The organism is uncultured Methylophaga sp. (assembly GCF_947259025.1).
In the GTDB taxonomy this organism is placed as follows: Bacteria; Pseudomonadota; Gammaproteobacteria; order Nitrosococcales; family Methylophagaceae; genus Methylophaga.
On sequence record NZ_CAMYKO010000004.1, the window covers coordinates 395,580 to 415,476 of the forward strand.

General features: G+C 44.6%; 29 protein-coding genes. 16 read left to right on the forward strand and 13 right to left on the reverse strand.

Translation table 11 applies throughout. The features are described 5' to 3' along the window. Nucleotides 1-119 precede the first annotated feature (119 nt). On the forward strand, nucleotides 120-539 hold the full coding sequence (locus Q0X64_RS05125) for a hypothetical protein (RefSeq protein WP_297809481.1): 420 nt from the start codon (nucleotides 120-122) through the stop codon (nucleotides 537-539). A 1-nt stretch (nucleotide 540) separates the two neighbouring features. Here Q0X64_RS05125 and Q0X64_RS05130 read toward each other — a convergent pair whose 3' ends face one another. The 3 genes from Q0X64_RS05130 to Q0X64_RS05140 all read right to left on the reverse strand — a co-directional run bounded on the left by Q0X64_RS05130 (nucleotide 541) and on the right by Q0X64_RS05140 (nucleotide 1,516). Next, nucleotides 541-951 carry a type IV toxin-antitoxin system AbiEi family antitoxin domain-containing protein gene (locus Q0X64_RS05130; protein ID WP_297809483.1) on the reverse strand — a complete coding sequence of 137 codons (411 nt, stop codon included), beginning with the start codon at nucleotides 949-951 and terminating at the stop codon, nucleotides 541-543. A gap of 62 nt (nucleotides 952-1,013) precedes the next feature. Further along, on the reverse strand, nucleotides 1,014-1,268 hold the full coding sequence (locus Q0X64_RS05135) for a Txe/YoeB family addiction module toxin (protein WP_297809485.1): 255 nt from the start codon (nucleotides 1,266-1,268) through the stop codon (nucleotides 1,014-1,016). Continuing rightward, nucleotides 1,265-1,516: a type II toxin-antitoxin system prevent-host-death family antitoxin gene (locus Q0X64_RS05140; RefSeq protein WP_297809486.1), complete on the reverse strand. Its 252-nt coding sequence runs from the start codon at nucleotides 1,514-1,516 to the stop codon at nucleotides 1,265-1,267. The genes Q0X64_RS05135 and Q0X64_RS05140 overlap by 4 nt, the downstream gene beginning before the upstream one ends. Before the next feature lie 93 nt (nucleotides 1,517-1,609). Here Q0X64_RS05140 and Q0X64_RS05145 point away from each other — a divergent pair, with 93 nt between their 5' ends. After that, nucleotides 1,610-1,864 carry a type II toxin-antitoxin system prevent-host-death family antitoxin gene (locus Q0X64_RS05145; RefSeq protein WP_297809488.1) on the forward strand — a complete coding sequence of 85 codons (255 nt, stop codon included), beginning with the start codon at nucleotides 1,610-1,612 and terminating at the stop codon, nucleotides 1,862-1,864. A 52-nt stretch (nucleotides 1,865-1,916) separates the two neighbouring features. Beyond that, nucleotides 1,917-2,672, forward strand: coding sequence for a metallophosphoesterase (locus tag Q0X64_RS05150; protein ID WP_297809490.1), 756 nt, complete (start codon nucleotides 1,917-1,919; stop codon nucleotides 2,670-2,672). Nucleotides 2,673-2,785: 113 nt separating this feature from the next. On the opposite strand, the gene Q0X64_RS05155 is transcribed toward Q0X64_RS05150, so the two are convergent. Further along, the gene (locus tag Q0X64_RS05155; RefSeq protein ID WP_297809491.1) at nucleotides 2,786-3,103 is read right to left on the reverse strand and encodes a helix-turn-helix domain-containing protein; all 318 of its coding nucleotides are present in this window, start codon (nucleotides 3,101-3,103) and stop codon (nucleotides 2,786-2,788) included. Nucleotides 3,104-3,310: 207 nt separating this feature from the next. Between Q0X64_RS05155 and Q0X64_RS05160 the strand changes: the two genes are divergently transcribed. The 4 genes from Q0X64_RS05160 to Q0X64_RS05170 all read left to right on the forward strand — a co-directional run bounded on the left by Q0X64_RS05160 (nucleotide 3,311) and on the right by Q0X64_RS05170 (nucleotide 5,476). Beyond that, nucleotides 3,311-3,565 carry a helix-turn-helix domain-containing protein gene (locus Q0X64_RS05160; RefSeq protein WP_297809493.1) on the forward strand — a complete coding sequence of 85 codons (255 nt, stop codon included), beginning with the start codon at nucleotides 3,311-3,313 and terminating at the stop codon, nucleotides 3,563-3,565. A 2-nt stretch (nucleotides 3,566-3,567) separates the two neighbouring features. Continuing rightward, complete coding sequence (locus Q0X64_RS05165; RefSeq protein ID WP_297809495.1) at nucleotides 3,568-4,869, forward strand: HipA domain-containing protein; 1,302 nt, start codon at nucleotides 3,568-3,570, stop codon at nucleotides 4,867-4,869. Nucleotides 4,870-4,950: 81 nt separating this feature from the next. Beyond that, a complete protein-coding gene (locus Q0X64_RS13340; protein ID WP_366517478.1) occupies nucleotides 4,951-5,226 on the forward strand; it encodes a helix-turn-helix transcriptional regulator in 276 nt (91 codons plus the stop codon). Next, entirely contained in the window at nucleotides 5,204-5,476 is a 273-nt protein-coding gene (locus Q0X64_RS05170; protein ID WP_297809497.1) for a type II toxin-antitoxin system Phd/YefM family antitoxin, read from the forward strand. Before Q0X64_RS13340 ends, Q0X64_RS05170 begins: the two co-directional genes overlap by 23 nt. Before the next feature lie 288 nt (nucleotides 5,477-5,764). Here the strand turns inward: Q0X64_RS05170 and Q0X64_RS05175 are convergent, their stop codons facing one another. From Q0X64_RS05175 to Q0X64_RS05190, 4 genes are read right to left on the reverse strand one after another with little or no spacing between them, the layout of a single operon-like run. After that, on the reverse strand, nucleotides 5,765-5,980 hold the full coding sequence (locus Q0X64_RS05175) for an MbcA/ParS/Xre antitoxin family protein (protein WP_297809499.1): 216 nt from the start codon (nucleotides 5,978-5,980) through the stop codon (nucleotides 5,765-5,767). Next, nucleotides 5,967-6,221 carry a hypothetical protein gene (locus Q0X64_RS05180; RefSeq protein ID WP_297809500.1) on the reverse strand — a complete coding sequence of 85 codons (255 nt, stop codon included), beginning with the start codon at nucleotides 6,219-6,221 and terminating at the stop codon, nucleotides 5,967-5,969. Before Q0X64_RS05180 ends, Q0X64_RS05175 begins: the two co-directional genes overlap by 14 nt. 27 nt (nucleotides 6,222-6,248) lie before the next feature. After that, entirely contained in the window at nucleotides 6,249-6,608 is a 360-nt protein-coding gene (locus tag Q0X64_RS05185) for a hypothetical protein (protein WP_297809502.1), read from the reverse strand. Then, nucleotides 6,605-6,967, reverse strand: coding sequence for a hypothetical protein (locus Q0X64_RS05190; RefSeq protein ID WP_297809504.1), 363 nt, complete (start codon nucleotides 6,965-6,967; stop codon nucleotides 6,605-6,607). The genes Q0X64_RS05185 and Q0X64_RS05190 overlap by 4 nt, the downstream gene beginning before the upstream one ends. Before the next feature lie 261 nt (nucleotides 6,968-7,228). On the opposite strand from Q0X64_RS05190, the gene Q0X64_RS05195 reads away from it, so the two are divergent. Both Q0X64_RS05195 and Q0X64_RS05200 read left to right on the forward strand, forming a co-directional pair. Beyond that, on the forward strand, nucleotides 7,229-7,861 hold the full coding sequence (locus tag Q0X64_RS05195; protein WP_297809506.1) for a division plane positioning ATPase MipZ: 633 nt from the start codon (nucleotides 7,229-7,231) through the stop codon (nucleotides 7,859-7,861). Nucleotides 7,862-7,873: 12 nt separating this feature from the next. Next, complete coding sequence (locus Q0X64_RS05200) at nucleotides 7,874-8,095, forward strand: hypothetical protein (protein WP_297809508.1); 222 nt, start codon at nucleotides 7,874-7,876, stop codon at nucleotides 8,093-8,095. 43 nt (nucleotides 8,096-8,138) lie between these two features. Here Q0X64_RS05200 and Q0X64_RS05205 read toward each other — a convergent pair whose 3' ends face one another. Both Q0X64_RS05205 and Q0X64_RS05210 read right to left on the reverse strand, forming a co-directional pair. Next, a complete protein-coding gene (locus Q0X64_RS05205; protein ID WP_297809510.1) occupies nucleotides 8,139-10,301 on the reverse strand; it encodes a relaxase/mobilization nuclease domain-containing protein in 2,163 nt (720 codons plus the stop codon). Beyond that, entirely contained in the window at nucleotides 10,298-10,774 is a 477-nt protein-coding gene (locus Q0X64_RS05210; protein WP_297809511.1) for a hypothetical protein, read from the reverse strand. The genes Q0X64_RS05205 and Q0X64_RS05210 overlap by 4 nt, the downstream gene beginning before the upstream one ends. A 294-nt stretch (nucleotides 10,775-11,068) precedes the next feature. Here Q0X64_RS05210 and Q0X64_RS05215 point away from each other — a divergent pair, with 294 nt between their 5' ends. The 7 genes from Q0X64_RS05215 to Q0X64_RS05245 all read left to right on the forward strand — a co-directional run bounded on the left by Q0X64_RS05215 (nucleotide 11,069) and on the right by Q0X64_RS05245 (nucleotide 17,280). Beyond that, nucleotides 11,069-11,428: a hypothetical protein gene (locus Q0X64_RS05215; protein ID WP_297809513.1), complete on the forward strand. Its 360-nt coding sequence runs from the start codon at nucleotides 11,069-11,071 to the stop codon at nucleotides 11,426-11,428. Between the two features lie 421 nt (nucleotides 11,429-11,849). Then, nucleotides 11,850-13,352, forward strand: a complete 1,503-nt coding sequence (locus tag Q0X64_RS05220; protein WP_297809515.1) for a hypothetical protein — start codon at nucleotides 11,850-11,852, stop codon at nucleotides 13,350-13,352. A gap of 95 nt (nucleotides 13,353-13,447) precedes the next feature. Then, complete coding sequence (locus Q0X64_RS05225; RefSeq protein WP_297809517.1) at nucleotides 13,448-13,645, forward strand: hypothetical protein; 198 nt, start codon at nucleotides 13,448-13,450, stop codon at nucleotides 13,643-13,645. Further along, entirely contained in the window at nucleotides 13,642-15,378 is a 1,737-nt protein-coding gene (locus Q0X64_RS05230) for an Eco57I restriction-modification methylase domain-containing protein (protein ID WP_297809519.1), read from the forward strand. Before Q0X64_RS05225 ends, Q0X64_RS05230 begins: the two co-directional genes overlap by 4 nt. After that, nucleotides 15,350-16,456, forward strand: coding sequence for a BsuBI/PstI family type II restriction endonuclease (locus Q0X64_RS05235; RefSeq protein ID WP_297809521.1), 1,107 nt, complete (start codon nucleotides 15,350-15,352; stop codon nucleotides 16,454-16,456). Before Q0X64_RS05230 ends, Q0X64_RS05235 begins: the two co-directional genes overlap by 29 nt. Continuing rightward, nucleotides 16,449-16,616: a plasmid partition protein ParG gene (locus Q0X64_RS05240; protein WP_297809523.1), complete on the forward strand. Its 168-nt coding sequence runs from the start codon at nucleotides 16,449-16,451 to the stop codon at nucleotides 16,614-16,616. Before Q0X64_RS05235 ends, Q0X64_RS05240 begins: the two co-directional genes overlap by 8 nt. Nucleotides 16,617-16,773: 157 nt before the next feature. Then, nucleotides 16,774-17,280, forward strand: coding sequence for a hypothetical protein (locus Q0X64_RS05245; protein ID WP_297809525.1), 507 nt, complete (start codon nucleotides 16,774-16,776; stop codon nucleotides 17,278-17,280). Nucleotides 17,281-17,465: 185 nt separating this feature from the next. Here the strand turns inward: Q0X64_RS05245 and Q0X64_RS05250 are convergent, their stop codons facing one another. From Q0X64_RS05250 to Q0X64_RS05260, 3 genes are read right to left on the reverse strand one after another with little or no spacing between them, the layout of a single operon-like run. Then, a complete protein-coding gene (locus tag Q0X64_RS05250; protein ID WP_297809527.1) occupies nucleotides 17,466-18,152 on the reverse strand; it encodes a hypothetical protein in 687 nt (228 codons plus the stop codon). A 12-nt stretch (nucleotides 18,153-18,164) separates the two neighbouring features. Continuing rightward, the gene (locus Q0X64_RS05255; protein WP_297809529.1) at nucleotides 18,165-19,625 is read right to left on the reverse strand and encodes a hypothetical protein; all 1,461 of its coding nucleotides are present in this window, start codon (nucleotides 19,623-19,625) and stop codon (nucleotides 18,165-18,167) included. Further along, entirely contained in the window at nucleotides 19,615-19,818 is a 204-nt protein-coding gene (locus Q0X64_RS05260; RefSeq protein ID WP_297809531.1) for a hypothetical protein, read from the reverse strand. Before Q0X64_RS05260 ends, Q0X64_RS05255 begins: the two co-directional genes overlap by 11 nt. Nucleotides 19,819-19,897: the final 79 nt, after the last annotated feature.

Consider the following 19,897-nt stretch of genomic DNA (forward strand, 5'->3'; position numbering starts at 1 on the left):
ATTGTGATTTGTTAATGAGAGTATTCTATTTGATATCACTTAATGTTTCAACATTGTTATAACTTTAGCTGACTTTAAAAGACGTGAGAAAATATTGAGAACACGTTATAATCACATTCATGTGCGGCGGCGTTTATTACCAAAAAGACGGTGAAGTACACCGGTCTTACTTCCCCAACCCCAAAGCCCAACTGCCGGTATTAACAGCCGATGGCGATCTCGAACTGGTCCAATGGGGCAGACGGGATAAACAGGACGGTGATTTACCCATGACCGGCTGGGCCCGGCTGGATTCCATCAAAGCCGGCAAGTGGGAGCACTGTCATCCGATCCCGGTCAAAATCCCGGTATTGAGCTTTATGGAAAAGGACTACCAGGGGCAAAGCCATTGGTACGATCTGAATGCTGATCAATTCATCCAGGGCTTGTTGGCCCAGGCAGGCTCAGAAAAGCGGGTTTATGTCGTGACGGTACCGCCAGAGGCAGCCAATGCCTATATTCATAACCGCTGGCCGCGGGTGTTGAGTGAACCGATTTAGCTCATCGGTACTCATAGGTCACTTTACGTCCTTTGTATTCAAACTTCCTTGATACCCGGCTATTTTTGACTGCGACTTGTCGTCCAAGTGGGATTTGATTCGTTTCACCCTGGTTATACTTATCAAACCCAGTGGTGGTGACCACCTCTACACCTAGCTTTTTAAGGGCATCTTTGGCAAGCGAGGAAATTGGCTTAACCGTGATGGTGTCTCCAGTGAGAGGCGATTTTTTTGCCTTGGCATAAACACCACGGCTGATTCGCTGAATTTTTTCCTGCTTTTCAAGCGAACGAAGCGCTCTGCTAACTTGAGCTGGATCTGAGAGGTCTGCAAAATCACGAATGAGGAACACCGAATCCTTGCTACGGGAAATGCGGTATTTGATTTTTTGCTTCAGTGTTTTTAAGGCCATGGAGACCTCCGTGAGTTATGCAGCTCGACTGATAATGTAAGTAACACTTTCTCTGCTAGAAATCAGTAGTGGTACCGAAGCTGTGCAATAAGCAAAGCATCATCAGTTACCTTGTAAACAAAGCGATGTTCATCATTAATTCGCCTTGACCAATAACCAGTGAGACTGTTTTTAAGTGGTTCGGGCTTCCCTATTCCATGAAACGGATGGCGTTTGGTTTCTTTGATAAGGGTGTTCACCCTTTTTACTATTTTTTTGTCGTTTTTCAGCCAAAAAAGATAGTCATCCCAAGCATGCTCTGAAAAGATCAGCTTCATTCAACAAGAGCCTTTTCCTTTCCACCGCCTTTTTCTAATTCGTTGATAGATTCAAGTAAACGTTTCGCATTATTTGGAGCACGCATTAGGTAAGCCGTTTCTTGCAGCGCTTCATAATCCTCAAGAGATAGCATGACAACTGATTCAGACTTGCTTCTGGTAATGATGACCGGTGAATGATCATCGCAAACTTGCTGCATGGTTTTCGCCAAATTAGTTCTGGCAGCTGTATAACTAATTGCATCCATAATGTTAACCTGTACAAAATATTGTTATGTACATAATACCGTACAGGTTTAGTTTTTACAATTACTAAACCTTTGCCGATTTGGAAAGATACAATGAGAAAGACAAGCAAAATACTGTCATCCAAAACGATTGGAATTACGGAACTAAAGCGCAATCCCATGGCGGTTGTTAAGCAGTGCGATCCTGTCGCGGTTCTTAGCCGGAATAAACCGGTGTTTTATGCGATTCCAGCGGAGACCTATGAAGCCATGTTGGAACGTCTGGAAGACCTGGAGCTGGCTGCCATTGTTCGAGCAAGGCAAGATCAACCGCGTTCAGAATTAGATTGGTCCAACTTGTCGACTTAATGATGTTCAACTGGCAAGAGGGAGTTATAAGAGATAGCGAGAGGCAACACGGATGAAATTATTACTACAATCAGATCTGCACATGGAAATGGGGGAATTCATTGCTATCGATCAAACTGAAGCAGATGTAGTCGTGCTCGCCGGTGACATCAATATTGGTACGAGGGGGCTTGAGTGGGCCATCATGAAAGCAAAGGCGCTTTCAAAACCGTTCATTTATGTCGCTGGTAACCATGAGTATTATCGCAAGGAATACTTCGGCCTGCAGGCAGACCTTCGAGCAATGGCGGCCGAGCATGAAAACGTGCACTTCCTGGAAGAAGATGAAGTCGTCATCGATGGCGTGAGATTCTTGGGCGCGACGCTCTGGACTGATTACAAAGCGACAACGGAGTTCAGCCAGGCGGCGAACATGGGTATTGCCGGTGTTTCACTCAACGATCACAGACTCATTCGCTATGGTGATGAGCGATTCACGCCCGAGCATGCCCTGGCGTTGAACCAGAAAAGCGTTGCCTGGCTGACTGAAAAACTCGATACGCCATTTGATGGAAAGACTGTCGTGGTGACCCATCATGGGCCCAGCCTGAAATCAGCACATCCGGAATATGGTTTGAACCAGCTGAGCACAGCATTCATTTCAAACCTCGATGACTTGGTCGAAAAAGCCGATGTCTGGTGCTTTGGTCATACCCATTCAGGTATCGATACCCAGGTCGGCAAGTGCCGGCTTGTCAGCAATCAGCGGGGTTACCCGATGGAAAGGCTACCGGTACCGTTTAACAGACAATTCACTGTCACTGTTTAACAGCCTGACAATTATTAGTTTATCGTGTCTTTGAATCGTTAGTTTATTGTGTATTTATGGCTTAAGAATGCGGGCTAGAAGGGAGTACCCCGTGCAAATGTATACCCCACTACTCACCTAACCCGTTTATTCATAAGCTCAATATCAGCGAGCTTGCGCCCCAGCTCATCATCGCCGGCCACCTTCAGCAAGTCATTTTCCTGATTCAGGGTGGCCAGAACATTCATGTAATGACCAATCGCCACGCTGGGGCTGCCTTTCTCAATATTTGAGACCGTGAGCCGTGTTGTGTCTGCCCGTTGCGCCACCATCTCCATGGTGAGCTTGCGCCGCTTTCTGGCCAGTGAGATGTTCTCACCCAGCTGCTTAAGAATGCGCTCCCTGGCCGGCAATAAGACCGGTGATTTTCCGCGTAAGTTTTTTGATGACATGATTAATATGCTTCGCATTGATAATGTTTAATGTAAAGCATATCAAACAATACGCTCGATTCGGAAGCTTAATTAGTATATAATCCCATATTTATAGGATTATATTGCTTAAGTAACGGTCAGGCATTATAAATCCTATTAAAATAGGACTATTCCAATATTCTCTAGCAGAAGGTATAATAATCCTACTAAACGAGGATTATACCTATGGCAAAGCGTATTGTTGTCAGTGACAAACCCGAAACAGATCAGCCTGTAGACCCGGTGCTAGTCGGTGAGACGGTGCGTTTTGTTCGCACCTCGGCAGGCCTCACTATTGAAGATGCAGCGAGTCTTGCCGGTGTTTCCAAGCAAACCTTGAATGATCTGGAAAAAGCCAAGCCGGGCGCCCGCCTGGATACCATGCTGAAGGTCATGGGAAGCCTTGGCATTAAGCTCAAAATTGAATTGCCGGGAGCTTAAAGATGGCTATGCTTCCCATTTACTTTAATGATAAAGAGTTAGTCGGCACCATTGGCGTCCGGGACAACCAGTTTTTCGTCGAGTACGACAAAGCCTGGCTTGAAAAAGGCTTTGCGTTGTCACCGCATATCCCGCTGGATGGCACCGGCCTGCCGGTCTCTATCGAACATTTTTTGAGTAACTTGTTTCCAGAAGGTGACCAGCTGGACGTACTGCTGCGGAGCATGCAAATTCGCAAAAGCAACGTCATGGGCATCCTGTCAGCGATTGGCCTGGATGCGCCCGGTGCGATGGCTTATGGCGCTGCTGAGGCTGATTCCGACCGGTTGCGACCGGTCACCGGTGAAGAAATTACGGCCAAGCTTGATAGTGGTGATCCAAATGAAATCCTCGTCTGGGATGGTAAATACCGGTTAAGCCTGGCCGGTGTGCAAATGAAGCTGAACATCGTTGTCAGTGAGGGTGAGTTCTTTCTGGCCGACGGCCGGTTGGCCAGTACCCATATTCTGAAGTTTGCCAAACCTGAACACCGGCACCTGATTGCCAATGAATTTGTGTGCATGCGCCTTGCCCATGCGGTAGGTCTCGATGTAGCCCAAGTTGAGTGCCTGCAGTTTGGTGACCACCGGTCACTGTTGGTGAAACGGTTTGACCGGGAGGCAGGAACCGATACCGGTCAGGTTCGCCGGCTGCATGTCATTGATGGCTGCCAGTTGCTGGATTTGCCGCCGGAATACAAATACGAGCAGATCCACGGCGGCGGCAGAGATGTAAAACACATTCGAGACGGCGCCAGCATTCCGATGCTGTTTGATGCCATCAATCAGAGCTTGATCCCGGCCAAGGCCAGGCAGCAGCTGTTGGATCTGATTTTGTTCAATCTCATCATTGGCAATGCTGATGCCCATGGCAAAAACGTCAGTTTCAGAATTGATCAGAAAGGTTTTGAAATGGCGCCATTCTATGACCTGGTGTCTGTCTGCTTCGAAGCCAGGCAGAACCCGAAGCTCGATACCAACCTGGCCATGGCCATCGGTGATGAGTTCGATCCAGGTCAAATTACGGCTTACCACCTGATTACGATGGCTGAGAATGTCGGTATTGATCCAAATCTGTTGAAACGTCGTCTGCTCTTGATGTGTGACAAAGTGAAAAAACTCACTGGTCAATTAAACCTTGGAGGATTAACCGGTCCTGACAGGGAAGTCGCTGACTCCCTCATTGAATTCATTCTGGCTCGCACAGAAGGGTTTGAGCAGCAGGCTGGTGAATTTCAGGCGGTGATGGATAGCCTTAAGGACTAATCGATCATTCTATTAATACCAGTATTCTAGTAAAATGAATTATAAATTAGTCAAAATACTATTATTCTGGTAATTACAGTTATGGACTCAAATCTTCAGCCCGACATTGGCGATCAACTCCGTTTGTTTCGCAAGAGACGTTACCCAAAGGATGATCAGAAAGCCTTCGCTTTTCGAATTGGGGTTTCGCGTGCGACATTGCAAAAAATGGAGAAAGGAGACCTTTCAGTCTCAATGCAAAGCTATTTTTCTGCAGCGAGGCTGTTCGGCATTGAAGATCGATTACTGACCTTATTTGTTATGCCCAGAAACAAAAACCTGTTTGATGAGCTCTATGAGCAGAGAAGAAAAAAGTAACCCAATAATGAAATCCTTTAGCATTAAAGCCGCTAGAGAGAGATTTATAGAGCTGGTTTGCAGGGCTCAGCAAGGAGAAACATTTGTTATTACGGATGCCGGAAAGCCCGTTGCGATAATGAGTTCAATAAATGATTCACCGATTAAAACAACGACAAGGATCGGATTTATGGCCGATCAGCTGAAGGTACCTGGTGATTTTGATCGAATGGGTAAGACTCACTTAGATAATGACTATGGCTTTCATTAGCGAATTACCATGACAAATTTGACTCTCGCCCTCGACCTGGAAGGCGTTTTAATCACCAACGCAGTCAGCCAATTCCGGCGACCGGGAGTGACGATGTAAATGGCTGAACACTTGCCTTAAAATAAAAAGGCGCCACTAAATAGCGGTGCCTTTTTGTTAGTTCGGAACATGACATTTCAGCTCTAATTGCTTGGTGTGAGAGGTTCCTTGATTGTCATTTTAAGTGATCAGCCCGTAATCGATCAAAGTAATCATCGCCCAGCCGCGTGGCCGGCATTGAAAATCTTTTCATGTGAATACGCCATGCTCGATTCTGCCTAGCAGGTCTATAACCTGCTTTACGCCTTCCTCTGTGCCAGCTAGTTCAAGCGGTGCCTTCCCGCTCAATGCTTTTTTGGGCGTCTTTAGCCAGCGCAGCGCCTCATCTTTGTCCTGGAAGATATCCTCCGCCTTGGCGAGCAGCCTTTCACCGCAAAAGTTACGCCCAGAATTAGTTTCGGTCATTACCATTCATTTTATAGCTGATGGTTAACTCATTTATTGTCTCAAAACTACCTATCTTCTGATACAGAGCGCCCAATACATCTGAGACTTTATCTATTTCATGAGTAAATTCCGGCACTTTATTTAGGAGGGGGTGCTGACCTAGAAACTCATCAACATATACGCACGCGACGGGGAGCCTGTCTACGGCCTCAATAATATGTGCATCATTGAGCTCAGGCATAGCTTTAGGATCTGTCATTGCTTACTACCTTTATAGATAAAGACTTCAATCAGTAAAGCAATCATCACATAAGATCTCGATCCACTTCCCCTGGGGCCGCCCTGGCTGGCCACAATTCTCACAGACCGATTCTGATGCTTCTTCGTATCGCTCGATAACCGCGTCCATATCTTTGCCGATATCATCCATCACAACCTGCATGGTGGCATGGTGTGTCTCAACCCAGGCCAGCTTAGGCTCTTTACCATATAGCCGCTTCATTTCATGAGCCATTGGCTCCAGCTCGTCCATCATGTCTGCAATGAGTTGATACCAGCCATCACCACAGTTCAGAAAGGGCAGATCCTCACCCCTGCAGATTGTTGGGGCTCTGAGTTTGATTTGTGCTGCGAGATGTTTTTTCACTGCTCATCAGTAGCTTCAGGCCCGTTATCGGGCTCGACCGGAAACTTAAGACTGACTTCAACGCGTTGCTTAAGTTCTTCGGGAGTGTTGGATAGGTAGTCGTATACTTCCTGTGCCTTAGGGTGCAGGCTGCCAGGCTCATCAAGTAATTGATACACAGATCCTGATTGGGTGAGGCCGGTATTTTCTTCAGGGTTGTACTCTTTGATCTGACTACTGATGCGAAATTCGTTGGTGTTCACATCTAGGCCTAAAAACTTTTCCTGAATCTCACCATCAATTTCGATGACGACAATGTTCCATTCGGATAGGGCAATACGCCCTGGTGGTACTGAGTGAATCGCAGGTGCTTTCCGCATTGTTAAGTCCATATAGAGGCTCAGCTTCCCGCATGAAGCTTTTGTTGATGATACAGCCCTGAATTACAGGTGCAAAAATGTACTGGGAAAAGTCGTCAAATAAGAGGTTTTTTCCTCATATTTGAGTCATTCGATTTGGCTTTATCCGGAATTCTGTCCAGATTATGAGAAAAATTTAACAAGAGCTTCCATAGGCTGCATATTGTGTATTACATGTATTTCATGTAATACACAAGTCGCTCATAATATGGAGGCAACATTTTGATAGTTTCATTTTTAAACCAAAAAGGTGGCACCGGGAAAAGCGCTCTAGCCAGAACACTTGCTGTTGAGTTTGTGAGGAATGATTGGTCTGTGCACGTTGCAGATATGGATGTTGCACAATCTACCAGCTTTCAATGGGCAGGACGAAGAGCTGATGGGGAGCTTTCAAATGCTGTGGATGTAGCGCTATACAGAGATGTTAATAATTTATCCAAGCTTGATGGGTTGTATGACCTTCTGATTGTGGATGGAAAGGCTTTTGCAGACACGCATGCGTTACAGGTTGCCAGTTTGTCCAGCCTAGTTGTTATTCCTGTTGGGGTATCAGTTGATGACTTGAAACCTGCTTTGGACCTTGCTGTTGGCTTGGTTCAAAAAGGGGTTGATAAAGAGAAAATTCTATTTGTGATCAGCAAGGTCACAGAGAATGGTGAGCGCGAGGCAATGTTTTCCAGGTCATCCATACAGAATTGGGGATTTAAGGTTACAAGAGGGTGGGTTCCACTCAAAACGGCGTACAGCCAAACATTGGATATGGGTAAATCTCTTACTGAGACTAAGTACAAAGAGCTAAACGCAAAAGCTGACAGAATCATTAAGCAAATAGCGAGTAAATTGCTAGAGAAATAGGGAGATATTCGTATGGCAAAAATTCAACCACCCAAGAGAGAAGTCACCAGTGAGCCGAAAAGTCCACTGGATCAGGCCGCGCCCAGTGGTAACTACACAACCCTTCAGATAAGAGGCGTCTCTGATGAGCTAAGAGATGACTTTAAAGTGGCGGTTTTAAAGTCTCCATATAAGAATATGGCCCAATTGTTTGAAGCCATGCTGCAAGAGTACAAGGAAAAGCATATGCTCTGACATTTTAAATCCTGGGGCATTTCCCTATGCCCCTATGAATGATTCATACAATCTCTCTTTGAATCTCTCTATCCATGTTGATTTCTAAAGGTCTGCGGTCGGTGTACTGAATGACGTCTTTAACTTCTACATTTAGTTCTGCAACGTCGGCAATATCTCTCGACATCTGTTTTATGTATGGGTTTCCATCCACGCTCACTTCATAAGCATCATAGTGCTCTTTGATGTGGTTCATTGCCTTTAACAATGACTTCGGATCTGTTTTGTTTAAATCAACCTCACGCCCGTTATCAGTAAAGATCAGTTCCCCTTGTTCGTTGCTGACATAAGTTGGTTCACCTGGTGCGTCAACTGATACGCTCTTAGGTATGAGCTTTGGTGATTTATCTCTGCTTGCCTGAAAGGTAATAACATCCCGTGCATCGGCGTTACCCTGTTTCGATTCTTCAATAACAAACGAATGAAAGTCTCTAGATTTGAAAAGTGACTGAACCGCTTCGAACTTCTCTTTGTATTCGTTTCTGATTTCGTCCAATGTTTCCTGAAACCGGCTTTCCATGACACCTTTTAGGTGCCGTTTGTAATCAGTTATAGACTGAGCAATTCTCTCCCTCATCTTCTTCTGATCGTCCTCAGACATAGTCTCTAGTTCAGCCTCTTTCTTGGCGGAAAGCGAGAAATCTTTTAACTTCGTATTGAGCTCCCTATTGAATTGTCTGCGCGTTTCTCCAATCTCGGTGGTTCGCTCAGAGTTAAGCTTTTCTTTATTTAGGGATACGGACTCTTTATTAGAGATAAACTCATTTTCGAGCTGCTGCCTCTTCCCTATTATCCCTTGATACCACTCACCCTCTTGTTGGCTCCTATTTTTGTGTTGATTTGACTCGAACTCATAGAAGGTCTGAAGTTGTTTTTCTGATAGCCCTGGACGCACCTTTGGCAATGCTTTTCTATCGTTCTCTAAATCTGGGTTATTAGGATCAAGTGCCCGACTTACCTCCGCCCATGACCCATTAGTTGATAGCGTTTCATCAAGGTTTTTTACGCGTGCCCAGCTTCCAAGTTCTCTTGCGCTAATCCTATCTTGAGGGTTGGCGTTATGTTTAATGACGTAGCCGTTGCCTTGTCTCGCAATGTGCGAATTAAACTTGTTGTTGAGCATGTCATTAAGACCCGCCCAGGAAGCTTCGTAATCGGATGAAGATATGTATTGCTGCATCTCCAGAGATATGACCTCTTGCGCAAACAACTTGAACCCACGGCCGTTGTGTGAAAAACGCTCTTTATCAACGTGGCGGTGGTCGGCAGTCTCAATAAATTTATTGAAAGCCGGTCCATTTCTGGATAATTCCTTGTCGAGTGTTTTGATGCCTGCCCAATCACCTAAGACTGATGATTTTGCTCTCTCTGCTTGATGACCACTATTTGACGCAATAACATAGCCAGAGCCATATTTCTCTAGATGGCTGTCATGTTTATCATCAAGCAGGCTGGCTAACCCGTTCCAGTCAGGAGAGTCCTGCTTCAGATAGAGTTTGATGTCTTCAGCGATGACAGTTTGTGCATATCTGGAGTAGCTGACCATTCCAGACCTGAGCTCAAAATCTCTTACACTCTGACTAATAATGCCACGCTCATGAGGTCGCTCGAATTTTTTCAGGTATTTCGTTTTGGCAAGCCCATCCTCACCTACCACCACTCTTCCATTGTCGTCTCGGACATAGTCGGCTAAGTGTGTGTAAGTTATATCCCAGCCTTGTTTGTACTCAATCTGTTTTACTGCTTCGTGAATTGTGGTGAATGACCACTCAATATGAAGCGATCGCCCAGTCTCCGGGTGAACTCGGTTTAGAACGCCGTGTATGTGAATGGAGTCTGAATCATAGTGGACTGAGCATACAATCTGATGTCCGTTTTCAGAGCGATCTGCCCCAATCTTTTGAAGATATATGTCCACCGCCTCTTTTAGCTGTTCATCATTAGGTTTTTCGTGTGCTGGCCAAGACAATACGAAGTGATGAATAGGGTCTTTAACATTAGGGTTTTGAGTGGCCTCAGCTTTCATCTCGGCGTGCGCTGTTTCAATACTAAGAACATTATTTGCCCATACGTGGCCTTTGGTTTTTTCATGGTCAGTTGTGTAGGCGATAATATCCTTAAAACTTGAACGACCATCGCGACGTTGAGTTGGTATTTTCCCAATCATTTTTCTGCCCTCGCAATGCGTGCAACGGCGTCAGTTGCTCTTCCAACAAGCGTTGATGTCTCAAGCAAAATGGAAGCTGTTTTATCTGAGTTGTCTTTGCCCTCTTGTGACTCAAGAAAGACATGCTTAATCATTCCGGTCATCCTGTTGGTCTTGGCGATCAAGTCTCTCAATGTCTTGATGGTTTTCATGTCCATCTGACTGTGAACCGGATAACCGATTACTCTCTTCCTGGTGTAATTACTGATCGTCAGTCCACTCATTTCAGAGTCTTCAGTAATTTCGGCGTACTCTTGCTCGCTAACACGAACAGTAATGACCTTTGTTCTATTGCCAGTGTTGGTAGCTTTTGGCTTCTTTGCATCTTTCTTTTCTTTAAGCAAATACTGTTTTTCACGAAGCCTGTTGATCTGGTCAGCTATTATTTCGAGCGTTAAATCATCGTTATCGTAATCGTTCTTATCGACTTCCATGGAATGGCCTTCCTTTATAAAAATAATCTGTGATTATTGGGGTCAAGGGGAAACCCCTTGCAAGTATCCGAACCGAGCAAATTTTTAATTTGTATTCGGTTTGGCATCTTGTCCCTTTAATTCCATCTTAATTTTGGGTGGATCGGGGTGCAAAATTTTCTGCAATCTAGAGGGCTTTTGGACAGTTTTCTGTTTTTTCTTGATTAAAAATTGATCGGAGATCCTCATTTTGTAATCATGGTTTTAGGTCGCAGTTGCGGCGACTTATTTATTAACGTGAAAGGGGTGTAACCTATGACCAACAAGCGATTAGAAGTGACTAACGAGAAGGTGGAAGAACTGAGCAATATACTTGATCAGATGCAAGAAAAAGAGCCTCCGAAAAAGAAGATGACAGGCTCAGATGTGGTGAAAAAATATAAGCCCAAAATCAAGAAACTGATCAGCAAAGGCTTCAGTTATTCGGATGTGAAGAATGCCTTCAGTCAAGCTGGAATAGAGCTCAGTGAATCCACAATCAAGTCTGCTATGCAGGGTGGGAAAAAGCACAGGGCATCATCAAAGAAAGACCTCAAAGAGCCTGCTGAACAGCCAGTGCATAATGATGAATCTGTAAACAATACTGACGGGCAGTACAGTGTAAATATGCCCTAACTATTGCCATACCACAGCCAAATAAAAAGGGAGGCAAGGCCCTAGGCGTTAAACTAAAGTGTGTCTAGCCTGAAAAGCTGATAACATCCCCGTTACCATTTGGTAGCGGGGATTTTTTATGTCAGGGAAGAGGCGTGGCCGCACAAGGAAATCAGTCGAGATTGCCCCATATCTGGGTATTCAAGCTAATCATTGTAAAAATCCGGCGTGTGCCAATTTCGGTATAAGTTATGAAGATGATCCAGCCGATACCAGGTACATCAGAAGCGGCTCAACGCAAGTAACACCTCCACTATTTAGAGAGCCCGCATCAAAAACAGCTCATCCCGCACTCGGCAGACCAAATGCCACTCTGTTTATACAATGCCGATTGTGTAGCGGAACACTTCCTCTAAAAAACAATAAAGCAATCCATTCAGTCATGAAGATCTGGAAATACCATCCAGATAATCAATCATGCCCCAGCACGTCATGTCTAAACCATGGGATACCGATCCAACCTGGCCCATACAAAAAGAACGGCACCACCAAGTCAGGTACTATCCGGTGGTTATGTAAGGCCTGTGGCAAATCATTTGTTGAGAAAGCAGCCGTCAGGGCGCCACGTACCGGCGAAAAACCTTATCGCCGGGAAGATGTCGTAATGGGCTTTGTAAATGGCCTTGCCATTCGGCGTATGCAAGAGCTCTATGGCATTAACGCGGCAAGTATCTACCATCACCTGGAAAAGGCCTATGAGGCTTGTGTGCGATTCCACAGCGCCAGAATGGAAAGGCTTCCCTCCGTGCTCGAAAAACGTGGCTCTGTTTATTTCTCCACGGACAGGCAAGATCTCCTGGTTAACTGGACAGATCGCCATAAGCGCAATGCTGTTGTCGTAAAAGCCGTTTGCAGTGTCGATGTAGATACGGGATTTGCTTATCGTTACGACGTTGGCATAGATGACCATAATGATGCTCAGCAGATCCACCAGGAAAGCATTGATGCCGAGGACATCGACAAGGCCTATATCTTCCGGAAATACCCACATTTATTCCTGCCCTCAGATATGTCCCATGAGCGGCGTTTAAATGCCTTTGTTGAGCAAGAGCTTATAAAAGCCAGAAGAGAAGAACCGGATCTATCAGATGTCCAGCTTAAGTACATTGAATCTCAATTAAGGCATGATGTTGAATTGCCTTCTTTCCACCTGACAGAAGGCACTGGTCTGCCAAAAAATAGTCTCCTGATCCGCGAAGATTATCAGCTCTATGCTCACTATCACCTGCTCGCTGAACAGTTCGGAATAAACAATGACATCACGGTAGTGAATTACTCCGACCAGGAATCAGGTCTCAGGGCTGCCTTCATGTCTGCCTTTGGTGAAAAGGTTAAAAAACATCAGGCCGAGTTGTACTACATTCGCTTTCTGAAAGGCGCGACAAGAGAAGAGCGGGAAGCGGCATCAGCGAGGGCAGAAAAACGCATCAACGCCGTCATGAAGGGGCAAGGCTGTAGTCGTGAGCAAGCTAAGTTTATTTTGTGTGAATTAGCCCTCCAGGGACAGTTAGAGCCTGTGGGTCACTGGAATGACAGTTGGGGAGATCATCCACTGGAAACACCAACAGAAGTCTACAAATCCTATTCTCACATGACTGATTTCGGCAACAAACCATTGAGGTACAGAGCCAAATACTTGAAGAAGGCAACGCTCCACCCGGTTGATAATTATTTCATGCGCGTGCGGCGCCGTGTAAGTCAGCTGGAGCGAGGGATTCCTACAGCATCCAGCGAGCGACGAATTTGGTACGGTAAGTGTTTTTACAGGCCTGATTTGGTGAAAAAAGTATCCATGGTGTTAATGACGTATCTTAACTACGTCTCGCCTGAAGGGAAAAAACGCCGGCTGAAAAACTTGGACTGGCAAAAGGCCCTGTTAGATTGAGAGATATTTTGCTTAACTGACAAATTAAATGTGATCTGAATAACTTGACTTTATACATACGGTATGTATAATATGTATAAAAATGGAGCATCATCATGGCAACAGAATGTGAAATCGAATTAGCTGGATCAGAGAGGATCTCATACTTCGTTATTACTGTTCATGATGTATACCGCAGTTACCAGGTCGATATGATGTTTGATGAATTCAGTAAGGCGGAAAAATACGCCAAAGATAAAGGCTGGGTCATTACTAATGACAAATCCGGCAGTCGTCCCGGGGTGTCAGTATGACGGACACGGAAACAGCAGCCTCAATTAATCATGCCAGGGCTTTCATTCATGAAATTATGAGCTCAATTTGGGCTGTTTATTCATCTATAACCCCAGAAAAATATCCGCATGGCATCCGTGAACTTTTTCCTCAAGTTGAGGCGCTTCCTGCTTTAAATAATGCTGAAAAGTTAGATGCTCAAGCATTGGCCGAGAAAATGGCTTGCATGCCATTAATTGAATCCAGTTTTTTAATCGGGGAGCTTTATACAAAAAAACTTCCAAAAGATTACCGGGCGCAGTATGGGATCTATTTCACTCCTCCAGCATTAACAAGTCGGCTGCTTGATTCGCTTGAGGAAAATGGCGTTGACTGGTTGCATGTGAGCGCTATTGATCCAGCATGTGGAGGTGGTGCATTTCTGAGCCCTATCGCGGCTCGCATGAGGACTTCGATGCATGATGCTGGTATGGATGATAATCAAGTCATCGAAAGCATCTCTCGGCGGCTTCGAGGAAAGGAAATAGACCCATTCTCCGGATGGTTGTCACAGGTCTTCTTTGAGTTGTCGTTGATTGAAGAGATCTCTGCAACCGGGCGCACCGTTCCTGTTATTGTTGAAATTTGCGATACGCTTCGTTCTGAAGATGAGACCAAATACGATTTAGTCGTTGGTAATCCGCCTTATTCAAAAATCAAATTAGATAAGGAAATGAGAGTACGTTATGAACGCTCTTTATACGGTCATGCAAACCTCTATGGCTTATTTACAGATAAAGCCTTCTCAATGCTGTCAGAAAGCGGCATCTTGGCCTTTGTTACTCCAACCTCGTTTTTGTCTGGCCAATACTTCAAAAATTTACGCAACCTGATTTCATCAGAGGGGAATATCCTTTCTATTGATTTTGTTGAAGCAAGAAAAGGCGTTTTTGATAGCGTTCTTCAAGAAACTTTGCTTGCCGTATTTACTAAGGATCCGACACACGATAATAAGTCAGTATCCTCAACCGTTCATGTTCGCCCTGGCAATGAATATGATGTTGAGGTAAATGGTCTGTTTAGTATTCCCTCTAAAAGCTCTGAGCCATGGTTCATCCCCAGAAATCGTGAGCATGAAAATGTATTAGCTAAGGCGCAGGCGTCACACTCTAAACTGGACGACTATGGCTATAAGGTGTCTACTGGTCCATTGGTCTGGAATCGACACAAAGAGCTACTTTCTTCAAAGAAAACTAAACATACCCTGCCGCTGATCTGGTCTGAAAGTGTCCTGAATGATGGTAGTTTTAAACATAAGGCCGAAAAGAAAAACCATGTTCCTTGGATTACCATCAAGGAGGAAAAAGATAACTGGTTAGTCGTAAGCCAGCCCTGCCTTGCTCTACAACGGACAACGGCAAAAGAGCAGCAATCGCGCCTTATTTGCGCAGTTATCCCGGAAGACTTTATTAATCAGCATGGAGGTGTTGTTATCGAAAATCACCTCAATATGATTAAACCCATTGAAGGCCGAGAGCAGTTGGTCGATCTGGAAGTGTTAAAAAGAATCTTGAAAAGTAGAACAGCAGACCTATTGTTTCGTGTTATGAATGGGTCAGTGGCTGTCTCAGCATACGAATTGGAAGCCCTTCTGCTTCCCCCTGTATCAAGAATAAAAAATATTGTAGAAGCTGTAAAAAGTGGCTTCAGTGAAGAAACCATAGAAAAAATCATCAGGGAATCCTATGACCCAAAAATTACCAAAGCTGCCTAGTCTGGAGTTTATTGAAAATCGCCTGCCAGAGATTTTCCCTGAAGGTACTCAGAACAGAGCCTGGCACACGAATAATACAGCTGCAAAAACAATATTTGTGATGATGTATGTCGGTGCCGTTGAGGGAAACAATTACTGGCTTCGACCTGATCAAGTTACAAGAATGACGGATAAGCAATCTCAGCTTCTTTCTGATTCGGACAGGCTGGATTGGATTAAATTTTCAACAAAACAGATACCAAAGGACAAGCCAATTATTGGCCGGTGGTACGACATAAACAGTCGAGAACAAGTAAGGGATGATTGCATTAAGAATGCATTGATTGTCTCTGGCACTGTAGTGGTGAAGGATAACGTTCCAACGAGCTCTAGTGCTGGCAGGTATGCTTTAGAATCAGAATTTGTGGAATTGCTTAATCCCGATTTGAAGGGAAAAGACCTGGAGAAAGCAATTACTGAATGGTCAGAAAAGCACCTATCTAAAGCGGCCATTGTGAGGCAGCAAATTTTAAAACAAACGGCCAGTACAAAAGGGCATTCCCTTATCACTGTTCAACTGCCTAATGGTGATACCAGGAAACTAACTTTTGGGCCCAGTTCGGAAATAGCAAAAGCAGTGTGTGAGGATTTTGCCCCAAGGTTTCTATCTCACCCTGTGGTTATTTGGATTAGTGAAGGTGCCAACAAGGAAGATGTTAGAGACAAAGCCTTGGCAGACATGATTGGCATTAACATCGAGGCGGATAAGCATTTGCCAGATATGATTTTAGCTGATCTTGAGGGGCATAAAACGTTAATTGTTTTTGTTGAAGTAGTGGCTTCAGATGGGCCGATCAATGAATCCAGAAAAAAGGCCCTGCTAAAGATTATCGAAGACGCGAAACTGCCGACTGAAGACGTGGCTTTCGTCACGGCTTATAAAGACAGAGAGAATAACGCGTTCAAGAAAACGTTCTCTGTACTGGCATGGCAATCTTTTGCGTGGTGCATGTCTGAGCCTGATAAGATAATTGCTTTGAGAGATGTATCAAATACACAAAGCAAACTTCAGGACTTAATGGCAAAAGGTAATGACTGAAAAAGTCAAAAAAGCAGATGAAGAGAAGGTCAGAATAAACTTTCTTATTACCAAGGATGAGCGCGATTCTTTCAAGCGCGCCTGTATGCGTAATGAATCCCAGATGACCGATGTGCTAGTTGATTTCGTAAGGGATTATATTAAGAGAAGTAAAAAATGACATGGACAGACTTACCGTAGGCGCAGCGCTTATAGCTCTATGTTTATACGGGCTATATCAAATTTGGCTTAACCTAAAATCGAGCAAGGACAATAGGAATTTTACGGATGAATTCCTTAGCAAGCTCATGAGATATGTTAATAGTCATGGCTCCAACATGGAGGATTATGACTGGATGCTCCATAGATCAAACAAGATGCAATACAACCTTGGCCATGCAGGAATATACGGAAGTTACAGGCCACCATATCAAAATGTTGTATACAGCAATTACCCAATCATCCTAAATATGCTCCCCGACCTCCGTAATGCACTAAATGACCAAGTGTTAAGCGGCGATGTGGCAAGCCAGTACGCACACGCGTTGCGAGAAGTCTTAATCAGGCATATTGGTGAAACAGAAGATAGGATTAATTATCTAGTGGATGAGATCATGAATCCACTTAAATGGTTTCGCGAGGGTGTCAAGGAAGTGGTTTCGATACCTGTATACCTGTTAAGTGCACTTGGCATACTGAGTAAGCCACTGGCTTCTAATATGTTGTCTAGCAGTTTGTTTAGTGTATTATCAGGTGTTGTAGCCCTGATAAGTTTTTTGAGTGCACTTGTGACTATTGGCCTGGGGTGGGAGCAATTTTCACAGAAGATAATAGCTTTAATCTAGCCACTATGGTTGGAATATCTGGATACTAAAAAGGCATCTTCAAATAATTGAAGATGCCTTTTCTGTTTTAGGGCCCTTTGTAACTATGCGTTAAAGGTTGATAGCAACACTTTAGTTTAACGCCTAGGGCAAGGCCTCCCTTTTTTACGCATTGTCCCAATGCAACTCAACCGATGAGATAAGAATCAGAGCTCACAACCACCTGGCATGTAGCCAATAAGACCTGTACTAGGATTGACCTTTTTAATTGTCAGACTTCCAAAATCAGTCCCACCAGTTAGCAAGAGCATTGCTGATTGAATATCCTTCTCAGGGCCATCGTATGTATAAGGCTCATTACATGCGTCATAAACCGTCCCACCCATCGCTCCAAACGTTCTTACAAGGACAAACTTCGGGTCTTTATGAAACTTGCTCATCCTGATTGTCCCAGCATACTCAGGTGTATTCTCATCAGACCACTCTTGTGCTTTCATTAGGGACTCTAATTTGTCGCTAGCATCCCAACCTAGAGGCGGTGTCATGTTAATCATTTGAGCCCACTCATTTACGGATTTAGGGGAGGCCTTCGTGTGCGTGTAAAGCCACTTAAGCTTCTCAGCGTTGGAGTTGTTAATCGCTGACACGTACTCGTTGTAAAGATCGCCATAAGGGATGCTAATTTTGCCGAGATACTGTGGAGAGCCATGCTCATCCGAGATAAAGTTTCGACACTCATTACCCTCGACCACCATCGTAACCACACCTTCAGCTTTTGAAGAAAGCCACTCTCCGGATTTAATCTCGGCATCGTTGTAACATGCCGGTGCGGCGATGGCGCCAAAACTGAAAGAGAAGGTTAGTGCAGCAGCGAGATTGGTTAAATTTTTCATTCGTAAAACCTCTTATTTAAAAATAAAACTAAAGTGAGAGCCCAATGGGTAAACCATTTGCTCAAGCTGAACCACGCCGTCCAGAAGCCATCCGGACACCCCATCAATGACTCCATTATTTGGAGCTGTTATGCAGACAACAATAAGCCCAATTATTGATGTCGATACAATAAGTTTTCTGCTCAAACCTCCTGCTGGTATTGAAGCCAGAAGCGCGACTGCATTGGCAATACTAAATACAAGAGAGAAGGTGAGAGCCACTGGTAAAATCAGGATTGATTCGACGAAATGCTTGCCCTGATTATCAAGATTTTCTGCTGGTGTATGAAACATAGTCATCTGCCTTTGAAATTCAGATTCAATGAGTTTTTCACCAACATGGGTTACGAAGCGGTTGAAGGTCATATCGAGCTCAACCTTGTTATCCACATCTATTCCCAACTGTTCATTGAAAGCGATACGAACCATGTCACTCCCAATAAAACTCTCCCAGGTGATCGGCTCTCCTTTCTTTTCAGGCAGACCGAGCACTTCGCGAAGTCTTTTGTCAAAGTCGCCTGGCTTCATGTTTTCACATGTATGCGTTTTAATAGTTTTATAGGTCACGCGGCCATTAAGTCTGACGGCTTTGGTTTCTGTTGTAGGGCGGCAAATCTCCTGCCATTGCATTTGGCGACCAAACACGCTGGTTAGTTGAAGGTTGGCTTCATGCATTAAGTTTTGAAAGCAAGTCATACCCTCCTTTCCCCTGGTGTTTGTTGAACACTGAGAGGCTTTGTTCCACCAGGACATAAACCGGGTATAGTTTGCTTTTATTGCTGTCGAGATCTCCTCTTCGTTCTCATTAAGGTTACTGGCAAACTCTTCATAGGTATCAGGAAGCGTTTCCTCTACGTAATGCTTGTATGATCTATAGGCCTCTTCAATTCTCTCGCCCATACGAGCCCTGACCTCATATTCAACAATCTCAGGAGCAGCATCTCGAACCACTTTGAGATGAGATGGGGTATGCCATGATGTGAATGTCATCAGTGATACAAATGATTTATTCGCAACCTCATTTCGAGTGATGAAATCCGAGGCTCCTGATAATGTGGCAACCCCACTCAGTTGAGAGCTTTGCAAGAGCGTGAGATGCTGAGCCGCTTTGACATCAGTCGGTGTAGCAGCGGTGATGATGTGGTTAATAATCATTTTTTGGGCATTAAAAATGATAAAGCCGGCGATTACCGCAGCTCCAAAAGCCTGTATAGGTTTCATATTCAGCCTTGAACCAACAAGGAATCTGAATGTAATTAGTGCAGCACCAAATGCTGAGATAGTCCGCCCCATGCCCTCAAGGTTTTTAGCCTGGTCAGGGTTTGATACAGCACTAATGATTGCAGCGTTAAATCCGAGCTCAACAATAAGGTAGGCAACAGCTATAACAGTGAGCGTGTATTTCATGATCCGAGGATTTAGTTCATTGCTCATTGTTTTTATCCTTCTCGAAGACCTTCTTAATTGCCCTGTCGACTTTGCTGTCTCTTCGTATGACGCTCTTTACTGCTCGCCTGATGGCCTCTGAATGGCTGATGCCCAGCTCTTCAGAATAAGCGTGCATGACCTCATGCTGAGGCCCCTTAAACCGAAATGAAACGCCTTTCCCTGACTCGTCTTTTTTCATCTGAATACTTCTCCTTCCACAATTTTGGATAGTTTTTCTGGGTAAAACTCAAAGAGTTGGCTTTAATGCTACCTAGGTG